At 64.2% G+C, this 10,918-nt stretch carries 12 protein-coding genes and 1 pseudogene; 10 read left to right on the forward strand and 3 right to left on the reverse strand.

What is annotated here, in order from left to right; genetic code table 11:
• The first annotated feature begins 218 nt into the window (after nt 1-218).
• The 3 genes from CCR95_RS02770 (at nt 219) to CCR95_RS02780 (ending at nt 1,540) form a co-directional block, all read left to right on the forward strand.
• Entirely contained in the window at nt 219-563 is a 345-nt protein-coding gene (locus tag CCR95_RS02770; protein WP_242523020.1) for a DUF1810 domain-containing protein, read from the forward strand.
• Between the two features lie 200 nt (nt 564-763).
• On the forward strand, nt 764-1,375 hold the full coding sequence (locus tag CCR95_RS02775; RefSeq protein WP_201091638.1) for an NAD(P)-dependent oxidoreductase: 612 nt from the start codon (nt 764-766) through the stop codon (nt 1,373-1,375).
• 21 nt (nt 1,376-1,396) lie between these two features.
• A complete protein-coding gene (locus CCR95_RS02780) occupies nt 1,397-1,540 on the forward strand; it encodes a hypothetical protein (RefSeq protein WP_201091639.1) in 144 nt (47 codons plus the stop codon).
• A 76-nt stretch (nt 1,541-1,616) separates the two neighbouring features.
• On the opposite strand, the gene CCR95_RS02785 is transcribed toward CCR95_RS02780, so the two are convergent.
• Complete coding sequence (locus tag CCR95_RS02785; RefSeq protein ID WP_338115334.1) at nt 1,617-2,573, reverse strand: helix-turn-helix transcriptional regulator; 957 nt, start codon at nt 2,571-2,573, stop codon at nt 1,617-1,619.
• A gap of 324 nt (nt 2,574-2,897) precedes the next feature.
• Here CCR95_RS02785 and CCR95_RS25105 point away from each other — a divergent pair, with 324 nt between their 5' ends.
• From CCR95_RS25105 to CCR95_RS02795, 3 genes are read left to right on the forward strand one after another with little or no spacing between them, the layout of a single operon-like run.
• Nucleotides 2,898-3,104, forward strand: coding sequence for a hypothetical protein (locus CCR95_RS25105; RefSeq protein ID WP_242523021.1), 207 nt, complete (start codon nt 2,898-2,900; stop codon nt 3,102-3,104).
• A 35-nt stretch (nt 3,105-3,139) separates the two neighbouring features.
• Nucleotides 3,140-3,322, forward strand: coding sequence for a hypothetical protein (locus tag CCR95_RS25110; protein ID WP_242523022.1), 183 nt, complete (start codon nt 3,140-3,142; stop codon nt 3,320-3,322).
• Between the two features lie 2 nt (nt 3,323-3,324).
• Nucleotides 3,325-5,574, forward strand: coding sequence for an AAA family ATPase (locus tag CCR95_RS02795; RefSeq protein WP_201091646.1), 2,250 nt, complete (start codon nt 3,325-3,327; stop codon nt 5,572-5,574).
• Nucleotides 5,575-5,819: 245 nt separating this feature from the next.
• On the opposite strand, the gene CCR95_RS02800 is transcribed toward CCR95_RS02795, so the two are convergent.
• Both CCR95_RS02800 and CCR95_RS02805 read right to left on the reverse strand, forming a co-directional pair.
• On the reverse strand, nt 5,820-6,239 hold the full coding sequence (locus tag CCR95_RS02800; protein ID WP_201091648.1) for a type II toxin-antitoxin system VapC family toxin: 420 nt from the start codon (nt 6,237-6,239) through the stop codon (nt 5,820-5,822).
• A gap of 5 nt (nt 6,240-6,244) precedes the next feature.
• On the reverse strand, nt 6,245-6,484 hold the full coding sequence (locus CCR95_RS02805; protein ID WP_201091650.1) for a type II toxin-antitoxin system Phd/YefM family antitoxin: 240 nt from the start codon (nt 6,482-6,484) through the stop codon (nt 6,245-6,247).
• A gap of 62 nt (nt 6,485-6,546) precedes the next feature.
• Here CCR95_RS02805 and CCR95_RS02810 point away from each other — a divergent pair, with 62 nt between their 5' ends.
• The 4 genes and pseudogenes from CCR95_RS02810 to CCR95_RS02825 all read left to right on the forward strand — a co-directional run bounded on the left by CCR95_RS02810 (nt 6,547) and on the right by CCR95_RS02825 (nt 10,590).
• The gene (locus CCR95_RS02810; RefSeq protein WP_201091652.1) at nt 6,547-7,698 is read left to right on the forward strand and encodes an RNA ligase RtcB family protein; all 1,152 of its coding nucleotides are present in this window, start codon (nt 6,547-6,549) and stop codon (nt 7,696-7,698) included.
• The gene (gene prfH / locus CCR95_RS02815) at nt 7,695-8,330 is read left to right on the forward strand and encodes a peptide chain release factor H (protein WP_201091657.1); all 636 of its coding nucleotides are present in this window, start codon (nt 7,695-7,697) and stop codon (nt 8,328-8,330) included. Before CCR95_RS02810 ends, prfH begins: the two co-directional genes overlap by 4 nt.
• A 90-nt stretch (nt 8,331-8,420) precedes the next feature.
• Complete coding sequence (locus CCR95_RS02820) at nt 8,421-9,056, forward strand: hypothetical protein (RefSeq protein ID WP_201091658.1); 636 nt, start codon at nt 8,421-8,423, stop codon at nt 9,054-9,056.
• Between the two features lie 194 nt (nt 9,057-9,250).
• Nucleotides 9,251-10,590: pseudogene (locus CCR95_RS02825) on the forward strand (IS4 family transposase).
• Nucleotides 10,591-10,918: the final 328 nt, after the last annotated feature.

The following is a 10,918-nucleotide window of genomic DNA, read 5'->3' on the forward strand; positions in this document are numbered from 1 at the left end:
AAGGCGACCCGCGCCGAGCCGGCGCAGCTGGCGATCATCCAGGCGCTGGGCAGCGATCCCAGCCCGGGAGGGATACAGAAAATGATTGTCTGAATCGTCCGGTTTCACAAAATTTCACGAATGTAGTGCCACTGAGCGATTTTTTCCGCTGTAAGCGGATGATCTTAAAAGAGAAATAATCTGAGGCGTTAAACTTGGGCTAGGCGGGGTGCCGTGCCATGATTCCGCCGCCCGATCCCCAGGCGCTGACCCGCTTCATTGAGGCCCAGCATGCCATCTACACCCAGGCGCTGGCCGAACTGCGCGCCGGGCGCAAGCGCTCGCACTGGATGTGGTTCATCTTCCCTCAGCTCGCCGAACTCGGAGCGAGCGCCATGGCGCGCGTTTATGCCATCCGTGACCTGGACGAAGCGCGGGCGTATCTGGCGCATCCGGTCCTCGGAGCGCGGTTGCGCGCCTGTGCCGAGGCGCGGTTGGCCATCACGGGGCGCTCGGCGCATGACATCCTGGGATCGCCGGACGATCTGAAACTCTGCTCCAGCGCGACGCTCTTTGCCCACTGATCGCCGCCGGGTTCAGCGTTCCATCGGCTGCTGGAGCGGTACTTTGGCGGCCAACCCGATGCGTTGACGCTGGAGCGTCTACCGGATGCTGAATCCGGGCGATCATGAGCGATCCGAGGATGAAGACGTCTTCAGGGGAGGATCCCCAAGGACAGCGCCAAGTACCACCAACTCACCGCCTGACAGGAACGGATAAACCCATGCACATCGCTTTATTTGGCGCGACCGGCGGCACCGGTCAGCAGGTGCTCGCGCAAGCCCTCGACCAGGGCCATACACTCACGGCACTGGTGCGCGATTCCTCCCGCCTGCCAGCTTGCACCGGACTGACGACGCTGGTTGGGGATGTCTTGGACCCCGACGCCGTGACCTCCTGTGTCACGGGCGCGGACGCCGTCGTCTGCGTGCTCGGGAGCCATGGGAGCAAGCAACCGATCGAGGCGCGCGGGACACAACAGATTCTGACGGCCATGCAGGAAACCGGCGTGCGCCGGATCGTAGTGGTAACGTCACTCGGCGTGGGCGACAGTCGCGAGCAGATTGCCTGGCCGTTCCGGGTCATGATGGATCTGACCCTGAAACCGATCCTGGCCGCGAAGGCGGAGCAGGAACAACTGGTCAAGGCCAGCGGGCTGGATTGGGTCATCGTGCGACCGGGCGGACTGACCGATGGCCCCAAGACCGGAGGCTATCGGTTTGGCCTCGACCGCTCGCTCATGGGTGGTCGGATCAGCCGCGCCGACGTGGCGGACTTCGTGCTCAGACAGGTGACCGACGAGACCTTTCTCCGCCAGACCCCAGCGGTCACTTGAGACCACGGGACCGCGTGCGCCATGCTCCATGTCGACCGCTGTTCTTCGCTCCTGGAGATCGTGACGCCGATGCGCCTGTTGCTCTGGACGATTCAGCTTGTTCTGGCCCTCAGCGCGTTTAAGGCGGTTCAAGCACAAACGGCTTCAGGTGATGAAGGCGCGTGACGATCAAACTCGCCTCACCGAACAAGGTTCCGTTTGCCCCGCACAATGCGTGACGGGAGATCGGGCATAAAACGTCTCATCCGCCGCGATACATGGCCGCCGTCTTCCTGGCTTGCGCCGCGACAATTCGGCGCAAATCCAGCGGGGCGATGACCTCGACATTGTTGCCCGCCCCCAGCAGCCAGCGCAGTAACTGTCCGGTCGAAGGCACCCGTGCCCACAGCCGTAACTCGAACTCGGACTCCGGCGGTTCATCTTCGTGACGTTGCTCTGCCGCGAGCGGGCAGTAGCGCACGACCTCGGTCAGATAGCCCCGCACCCGCAGTTCCAGATCGATCAGGTCGCCCTGACCGAAATCCACCCGGCCATCGCCGATGGCCTGATCCAGATCGAAGTCCGGCACCACGCGGACGGGGATCTCCGTTAGTGACTCCGCCCGCACCATGCGATGCAGGGCATAGAGGCGCAGCGGCTCGTCCTCCGCATTCTTGAGCGCGAACAGATAAGAGATGGGGCCGCGCTGCACCAGCGCCTGCGGATGCAGACAGACTTGAGTGCGCTCGCCGCTGGCTTTGACATAGACCACCTGGAGCGCGCGCCGCTGGATCAAGGACTGGATCACGGCCGCCAAGATCCCTGGCTCCAATTCCGCCGGCTGGAGACGAAAGGTGTCGGGCACCACGCGCAGCCGCGACTCGTCCAGCCGGGGTTCGTCCGCATTGGTCAACAACTGCCGCCACAGCCGATCAAGCTGACGACGCGGCACCGCTTCAGCCGCCAGCGCGCGAAGCTGTTCCAAGGTCCAGTGCCAGATTGCCGGATCCTCGTCCGGCTCCTCCAGCACCCGCCGGTAGCGCAACGGCTTACCGCCGGGATTGACCGCTTCGATGCGTCCCGTCTTCACCAACTCGTCCAGATCCAGTTGCAGGGCACGCCGACGGGCGGGGGCGCTGCCGTCGCCATAGACCTCGCCCAGGATCGCGAGCAGTCGCAGGCCGTCCGGGCAGCGATCCGGCGCGGTATTCGGCGACAACGATCGTTCCAGACGGTTCAGCCGTTCGACGCGATGAAAATGGGTTGCACTCATCGTCGAAGTGTACGACAGATCGTGACGCAAGAGGGTGCTTTAATTCATCTTGAGCCGACGACGGCAGAAAATATTTTTTACATCACCTCACCCAAAAACGTGCCGAACGGAGTTCTGGGGTCGGCGAATGCCCGCACACGGATCGACAGTGCTCTTTTAAAACTCAGACAGACAACGGGTTAGCCCTCTGGCTCGATTCCGCCTCGCCGAGCCGCTGGCCGAGGCGGGAACAGAGGGACGTTTTTCAACCGTCACCACGAGGAGTCGATCATGACCCGGAAAAACCAAGACCTGTCTTCACGCGAGTTACTCACGCGCATCGGCTTGAGTGACGAGACGCCGAGCACACTGCTCGATGATGAACCGCTGGACGATCTGCGGGGCGATCTCGGCGCGGTCCTGCGCGAGCGCTACCGGCTGTTCAGCCAGCCTCACCGCTTCGCCCCCGGCGATCTGGTGACCTGGAGCAGGGCCTGAAGAACAAGCGTTATCCGCGCGATGGGCGTCCAGCCGTGGTGATCGAGGTGCTGGAGACACCCTTGCTGGATCGCGAGGACGAAGCCGGCAGCACCTATTTCCGCGAACCGCTGGATCTCGTCCTCGGCCTGATCTGGGATGACGGTCCCAGTCGCGGCGAGTTGGTGACCTTTCATTACGACAGCCGTCGTTTTCAATCCTGGACCGAGGAGGTCTGAGCATGCTCAATCATCGCACCCTGTGGCGCCAGGATTTCACGACCGTGCCCGCCGCCGAGCGGCGGATCGCCCGTTATGCGCTGCAACGGTTTCAGGGTAACGCACGCTTGCATCCGCATCTGCACGAGCGGGATTTTCTGGGCGCGCTGTGGCAATTGACCTATCCGCTACTCGATCCACACGCGCTGGCGGCCTGTCTGCCACGCTTGGAAGGTGAGGTGCCCCCGTGGCTGAAGCAAAACGATACTGAAGCGAAAACCGCTCGGCTCGAACGGAAGCTCCGGCGAGCCTTGAATGGCGAAGATGGCGAAGATGGCGAGGAGGAGGAGGAGCCAAAACTCGCCGAGCCCGCGAGCGTGCTGCGCAAGCGTGTGCGTGTCTTTTTTCAAACGCTCCCGCACTGGGTCATGAAACGTCTGGCTGAGGCGGATGTGAATGTGCCCACCTCAGCCCTTCTCGGCGAGGCGCTGGGACTGGATGCCACGGCGGTGAGGATCCTGGACTACCTCGAACACCGTGAGTCCGAGCCGTTGCGCCTGCTACTGCGGGCGGGTGGACACGCCGGCGGGCGCGTCACGGCGGCGCGGATCAATCTGGAACAACTGGCGACGATGCTGGATCTGGAATTAGGAGCGGTGCGGGCCGCAGTCGCCAAACAGTCTCCCCTGCGCACCCTGGGCCTGGCCGAGCGCGAGCGCCATCCGTCCGACCTGGAAGATTTTCTCTCGCCCAGCACCCTGCTGCGCGAGGTGCTGGAGGCCGCACCAGCCGATGTCGATGCCTTGCTCGCGCTGCTGATCGAACCGGCCCCGGCGGGAAGCTGGGGGCTGGACTCCTTCCCACATCTGGCCCAGGACACCAGGCGCTTGCAGGCGGTGCTGGGTCAGGCCACGACCACGGGCGTGGTCGGCGTCAACGCCTTGTTCTATGGCGCACCCGGCACCGGCAAGACCGAGCTGGCCCGCGCCTTGGCCAGCGCATGCGGCCTGACCGCCTATCAGGTGTGCAGCGACGATGATGATGGGGATGGTCTCTCGCGCGAAGGGCGGTTGTCGGCCTATCTGATCGCGCAACGGCTGCTGGCACGGCGGCGCGATGTGCTGTTGATCTTCGATGAGGTCGAGGACGTTTTCGATGCCGGCGATAACCTCTTCGCCCTGTTGCGCGGCGACAGCGCGACCGGCAAGCAAAAGGGCTGGATGAACCGCATCCTGGAGGAGAACCCGGTCCCGGCGATCTGGATCGCGAACAGCACGAGCGGCATGGCCCCGGCCTTTCTGCGCCGCTTTCTGCTGCCAGTGGCCTTCGTCACCCCGCCGCGCTCGGTCAGGCGACAGATGGCGGAACGGCATTTGGGCGAGTGCGGCCTGCCGCCCGGTTTGTTGGATGAGTTGGCGGCGGATGCGGCACTGGCTCCGGCGCAGTTGGGTGCAGCGCGACGATTGCTCGATCTGCAACCCGAGGCCGCACCGGACGCCACGGTGCGCGAGGGGGTGGCGGCGCTGCGGACCCTGCTGCATGGCCGCCCCGCACCCCGGCGGCGTGATCCGGTCACGGCCTTCGATGTCGCCTATCTGAACCTGTCCGGTGGCATCGCGCCGAGCGCCATTGCCCAGGCGTTGCATCGTCAGGGTCGCGGCAGTCTGTGCTTTTACGGCCCGCCCGGCACCGGCAAGACCGCCTTTGCCGAGATCCTGTCCGAGGCGCTGGATCGGGAATTGGTGGCGCGGCAGGCGTCGGATCTGGTGTCGCCCTATGTCGGCGAGACCGAACAGAATCTGGCGCGGCTGTTCCGCGAGGTCGATCCGACCCAGAGCGTCATCCTGCTGGACGAGGTGGACAGCTTTCTGAGCGATCGGCGTCAAGCGCAGCGCACCTGGGAACGCACCCAGGTCAATGAGCTGTTACAGCAGATGGAGCGCTTTCCGGGCATCTTCATCGCCGCGACCAATCTGATGGAAGGGGTCGATTCGGCGGCGTTGCGACGGTTCGATTTCAAGCTTCACTTTCGGGCGCTAACCCCGGCGCAGCGGCTGGGGCTATTTGCGCGGGAGGCGCTGGGGGACGAAACCGCCCCGGTGCCGCCGGGATTGGCGCGGCATCTGGAGGGGCTCGACGGGTTGGCGCCGGGGGACTTCGCCAACGTCTGTCGGCAGCAGATGTTGCTCGGCGAGGCGTTGACCCCGGAGCAATTCCTGCGCCGGCTGGCGGCGGAGTGTCGGTTGAAAGGAGCAGAGACGCAGGCGGCCTGATGGCCGGGGAGGGTTGAGAAGATGGGCCAGGGACGGCCGATCCATACTGAGTGAGCCTTTTCAATCCTGCATCGAGATCGTTGCAATGTGACGTGGGCCTGTCACCACGAGACATCTGCCGCGTTTGTTCGTTAAATAAAAGTCCGCACGTTTTGGGCGGCAGGTCGCCGAAGTTCAAACGGTCTTGGACGGGCGAATGCCCCGTCCGGCCGCGAGAAAGCGACCGCCGATGCACAAACAGCGAGTTAGAACGCTGGCGTCTGCCGCAGCCAGTTTCCCACGCGCAGACCAGCGACACGCGAAAACTCGCCGGTGTTATCGGTGACGAGCGTGAGATCGAGCGCCAGGGCGTGGGCGGCGATCATCAGGTCATTGGGACCGATCAACTGACCACGTTGCTCCAGCTCTGCTCGCAGCGGTCCATAACAGCGCGACGCCGCCTGGTCGAAGGCTTCGATCCGAAAGCCCTGGACGATGGCGTCGAACACCTGGCGGTTGTGCGCCTGGCGGGCGCTTTTGGCAATTCCATATTCGATTTCGGCAAGCACCACGGAAGACAGCATCAGATCGCTGGCGGGACAGCGCCGCAGCCAGACCTCCAGTGGTGACTCCGGCATCGGCTTGCTGAGGGCGATGAGAATATTGGTGTCCAGCAGATAGCGCATGCGGATCAGTCCAATGCGATTTCAGCGGCATCCATAGGCAGTTCCGAGATGGGATCAAGCGCGAAAACGTTGAGCGTCCAAGCCGCTTGTACTGCATCAGCCGCCTTGCGCGGCGGCGTTCGTTCCGGGATCAGCCGGGCAATGGGCTTGTTCCGCCGGGTAATGACAATTTCCTCGCCCGCCTCGACCCGTTCGAGCAAGGCCGAGAGGTGGGCCTTGGCTTGGGCAATTTGTATCTGTTCCATGTTCGGTCTCGATCTGATCGATCTGGCCCCACTCGCGCATCAACCGCCAAGGAGTTGACCGCATGACCACGTCCTACCGCCTCATCGCCTCGCCCGACACCTGGATCGAGGGCGACGCCCTGCGCCAACTGGAGCAGACCGCTGCCTTGCCGGGGATGCGCGTGGCGGTGGGCCTGCCCGATCTGCATCCGGGAAAAGGTTATCCCATCGGCGCGGCCTTTTTGAGCGAGCGGATCTATCCGGCGCTGGTGGGTAACGACATCGGCTGCGGCATGGCGCTGTGGCAGACGGATCTGTCGCGGCGCAAATTCAAGCCCGAGCGGGCGGCGGAGCGTTTGCAGGGACTCGAAGCGCCCTGGGAGGGCGAACTGGACGACTGGCGCGCGGCATTCGATCTGGCGCCGACCGCCTTCGATGCTTCACTCGGCACCATCGGCGGCGGTAATCATTTCGCCGAGCTGCAGGGTGTTGAAACGGTGATGGATCCAGCGACCCTGGCGGCGCTCGGCATCGAGACCGATCACCTGCTGCTGGTCCACAGCGGTTCGCGTGGGCTGGGCGAGTCCATTCTGCGCGGAATCGTCGACCGGCAGGGCCATCAGGGATTGGATCCGGCCAGCCCGGAGGCCACAAATTATTTGCATCAGCACGATCAGGCGCTGCGCTGGGCGGAGGCCAATCGCGGGTTGATCGCGCAACGGCTGTTCGAGGCCCTGAACGTCACCGGCGAGCGGCGGCTGGATGTCTGGCACAACCTGGTGCGGCCCGTGGACTGGCACGGCGAACGGCTGTGGCTGCATCGCAAGGGTGCCGCTCCGGCGGATCGCGGGTCGGTCGTCATTCCGGGATCGCGCGGCAGTCTCTCCTATCTGGTGCAACCGCTGGGGAACCGCGCGCACAGCCTGCACTCGCTCGCCCATGGCGCCGGGCGCAAATGGAAACGCGGCGAGGCACGGGGCCGCTTGAGCGGGCGGCAACGTCCCGAGGATCTGATCACGACAGCGCTCAGCGGGCGGGTCATCTGTGAGGACAAGGAACTGCTCTATGACGAGGCGCCGGAAAACTATAAGGGCATCGAGCGCGTGGTGACGGATCTGGTCGAGGCCGGTCTGATGACGATCATCGCCACCCTGCGTCCGCGGCTGACCTACAAGGTCCGTCGTCCGGCCCAGCGGCAACCCGGATTCCGCAAACCGCAACGCGGCCGGTCATGAGCGACGCAACCCTGTGGCTGCAACTCTCGGCGGGGCGCTGTCCGGCGGAATGCGAGTGGGTGGTCGGGCGGCTGGCGCCGCTCCTGATCCGCGACTTGACGGCACAGGGGCTGGCCGTCGAGGAGATTGCCCGCGTCTCCGGCGAACATGGCGGCGATGCGCGTTCGATCCTGCTGCGGGTTAGTGGACCGGATGCCTCGCTGTCTGTCCGATCCTGGCTGGGCACTATCCAGTGGATCGGCGCCAGTCCCTATCGCCCGCGTCACCAACGCAAAAACTGGTTCGTCAGCGTCGCCGCCTTCGCGGAACCGGCCGCCGACCGTTGGGATGACGCGGCGATACGCATCGAGACCCTGCGAGCGAGCGGCCCCGGCGGGCAGCATGTCAATTGCACCGAAAGCGCGGTGCGCGTCACCCATCTGCCGACCGGATTGAGCACGGTGGCGCAGGAAGAACGCTCGCAACATCTCAACCGTCGGCTGGCCCTCGCGCGGCTCGTCGCCTTGCTCGCCGAGCGGGCAGACCAGCAGGTCCGTGCCGCCGAAGACCAGCGCTGGCGACAGCACACCCAACTCGAACGCGGTAATGCGGTCCGCGTGTATCGCGGAGCCAACTGGACGCGCGAGCGGTGAACGACGGCCCCGCTCCTTGGCGACATCGTCTGTCGCACCGCGTCGCTATACTCGCCTGAGTACTTCCTCATCCAAGCCTGGAGATCCACGATGAAACCCAAACAGCGCGAGGCCCTGGTGGACCTGCAAGAACGGATCGGTGAGGCGGCGGACGCGCTGGAACGGCTGCGTCGGAAAGCAAACCGTCTGAAGTCGCTCTTCCCACTCCAGAGGGCGGACGACGACTTCAGCCCGGCGGACATCGACCGTCTCGTGCGACTGAATGCGCGTCTGGGATTTTTGCAGACGTATCTGCACCGGGTCGATCAAGAGGTCTGCGCCCAGATGCGCGCCCGAGTCGCCGATCCGGATGACCCCTTGGACGACTTCGAGATCGATGTCACGCTCTCGTTCATGCTGCGCGAGGACGATCCAGAGATCGACGACGACAGCGACAATTTTCTGACCGTGCGCCACACGTCCATGAAAGGCGTTGACGCGGACGCGCCGAGGCTGGACGAGGATTTTCGCGAACTCCCCGGCCGCTTTCCGGGACGTCTGAACGCGATCCCGCATTGCTGGCTATTCCATGATCTCTACGATCACAGTTATGGTTTGAGCCAACCGGCCTTGAGCCTCAGCGACTGTCTACGCATCGGGCGGATTTGGGTGGACATCGGCGTGCGCCATCAGGCGACGCTCGACATCGACAGCGGGGAATGGCGACCACCCGAAGCGTTATCCTGAGCAGGTGCACAGCATGACTCCAGCCCGAATGGTACACGTCGGCCACCCGACCTGCCGGCAGAATCGCCGCTGAACCCGACCGCAATCATCGGTTTCTGGACTTGCCAGCAGCTGTATGAAACATTCGGGCTAAAGGCATCCCATTACACACAGCTTCCCGTGTGCGGGCAAAATCGGTTTGAGCATTCACGTTCATTGGGGATCGCATGGGCTGGGCAGAGGAAGAATTTTGCGGGATGGATCTGGGCGATACGCGCCGCGACCGGCGGGCGATCCAGTTGATTGAGCGCCTGGCCGAGCATCCGAGCGCCAGCATTCCCGGAGCCTGCAGCGGCTGGGCGGAGACGCAGGCGGCCTATCGCTTCCTGGGCAGCGACGCCTACGACTGGCGGGACATCTTGGAGCCGCATCGTCAGTGCACTCAGGCCCGCATGGCCACCCATCCGGTGGTGCTCTGTGTCTGCAGGACACCACGGAGCTGGACTTCAACGGCCAGGCGATCGAGGGGTTGGGTCCCTTGAGCTATGAGGCCCAACGGGGGATGTATCTGCATCCGACCTATGCGGTGACGCCGGAGCGCGAGCCGCTGGGCATCCTGGATGCCTGGATGTGGGCGCGGGAATTCAAGGACGCCGACGGCAACCGCGGGGGTGCGCCCGAAAGTCTGCGCTGGAAAGAAGGCTATGAGCGAGTGGCGGATCTGGCCGCCGAGCTGACCGACACCCGCCTGGTCTACGTCGCGGATCGCGAGGCCGACATCGTCGAGTGGATGGCGCGTGCGCGCGACCTGGGCACGCCAGCCGACTGGCTGGTGCGCGCCAAGCACAACCGCGCCCTGCCCGAGGGCAAGACGCTGTGGGCGACGGTCATGGAGAGCGCGCCGCTGGGTGAGGTGCGCTTCAGCTTGTCGGCGGGTCGTGGGCGTCGTGCCCGTGAGGTCCGCCAGGCACTCTACGCCCAACGCGTCGGCATCTCGGATCAGCGTGGCGCCACCCTGGAGGTCACCTGCGTCATCGCCCGCGAGGTGGGCGCGCCGCCCGGCGTCACGGCCATCGAATGGCGTCTGCTCACCAATCGCGCGGTCGAGACGCTGGAGGCGGGCGTCGAACTGGTCGACTGGTACCGGGCACGCTGGGAGATCGAGATGCTGTTCCTGGTGCTCAAGGAAGGCTGCCGCATCGAGGCCCTGCAACTGAGCACCATGGAGCGCTTGGAGCGCGCCTTGGCCCTGTTCTTGGTGGTCAGTTGGCGCATCGCCCGACTCATGCGTCTGGGGCGCACCGTCCCCGATCTCGACGCCAGTCTGCTGTTGGAGACCGAGGAATGGCAGGCGGCCTACATTCTGGCCAAGAAGCCGGTACCCAAGCAGCCCCCGCGACTCAACGAGGTGCTGCGCCTGATCGCTCGCCAAGGTGGATTCCTCGGGCGCAAGGGCGACGGCGAGCCGGGCGTGAAGACCATTTGGCTCGGTCTGCAGCGCGTCATGGACTTCGCGGCCGGGGTCAAATACGCCAGGGAGGCTCATAACTTGTGAAGATGTGTGGAATGGGATGGGCTAAAGGAAGTGTTTTCCACTTTTTCCACCTGACGACAGACGCGAAATTGCTTTTCCGATCCATTGGCGCAAAATTTTTAATCGTAACGTGAAATTCCACGCCCTTTGGGCGTGGTCAGAGTTCAACGGCTCTGCCAGTTAGACAAATTGGCTTCGGTTGAGCCTATCAGGCGCTAGGCCCATCCCATTACACACAACTCCCCGTGTGCGGGTAAAATAGGTTTGAGCATTCACGTTCATTGGGGATCGCATGGGCTGGGCAGAAGACGAATTTCGCGGGATCGCTCTGGGCGACGCGCGCCGCGAT

Source organism: Thiocystis minor (assembly GCF_016653465.1).
In the GTDB taxonomy this organism is placed as follows: domain Bacteria; phylum Pseudomonadota; class Gammaproteobacteria; order Chromatiales; family Chromatiaceae; genus Chromatium; species Chromatium minus.